Origin of the sequence: Blautia sp. DFI.6.71 (genome assembly GCF_020593585.1) — a bacterium.
Taxonomy (GTDB): Bacteria; Bacillota; Clostridia; order Lachnospirales; family Lachnospiraceae; genus Blautia_A; species Blautia_A wexlerae.
The window spans coordinates 1-903 of record NZ_JAJDMJ010000142.1 but is presented as its reverse complement, the minus strand read 5'-3'; the positions used below and the strand labels follow the sequence as shown (position 1 = coordinate 903).

Here is a 903-nt window from a genome sequence, read left to right as displayed (position 1 = left end):
ACCTTGCTACGAAAATAAAACTCGTAGCCAAAAACTGAACCTTGACAACAAATGTTTTCAACAATTATGAAAGCATCACTATAAAGCAGTCACAGTATTGGCTGCCTGTAGTGAGAGATTGATCGTATTTAAGAAAGGCTAGCTTTGAGCTTCCACATGATAACCATGTTTTTCCAATTCCCGTATATAACGAGAAAGCTGTTTTTGTTCACAGTGCTTACGTCTTGTTTCAAAACAGGATTCGTCAAATAGAGTTCCTTGTTTTAACATTGTGTAGATGATGACAAGAAGTTTTCGGGCAAGTGCGACAATCGCTTTTTTGGCTCCTTTTTTCTGTTTGATTCTCCAGTACCATGCCGAAAGATAAGTGTTGCGTTTCCCTGCAATCACCCAGGCAATTTCGCAGAGCATACTTTTTATGTAAGGATTGCCTTTTGTGACAGAGGTGCTTTTTCGTTTTCCAGCACTTTCGTTATTACCTGGGCACAAACCGGCCCATGAGCAGATGTGTTCCGCAGTTTTAAACGGCTTCATATCAATACCGATTTCAGCAATAATTGCACAGGAAGCAGTTGTGCTTATTCCATAGATGCTATTCAACTGCTCAACCTGCAGGGCAAATGGAGCCATATCTTCCTCGAGACTCGTTTCAATTTCAGCAAGATGTTTCTTTAAAGAATCATAATGAGTCATGAGAATCCTTAAAAATGCCTTTTGGTGTTCTGACAGTGTTCCGTTCACGGACATGAGAATTTCATCAATACGGTTTCTGGTCTTGGTTTTGAGACAAGAATCTAAAGCAGTTTTATCAATCTGCCCATGTTCAATTAAATGCAGAATGATGTTTCTACCCGAAGCGCCAAAAATATCAGAAATAAAGGATGATAGACGGAAGCCGGAACT

At 39.8% G+C, this 903-nt stretch carries 1 protein-coding gene; it reads right to left on the bottom strand.

The window, feature by feature from the left end; genetic code table 11:
- Positions 1-138 precede the first annotated feature (138 nt).
- A partial coding sequence (locus tag LJE12_RS19615; protein ID WP_227292402.1) for an IS110 family transposase occupies positions 139-903 on the bottom strand: 765 nt, incomplete at its 5' end.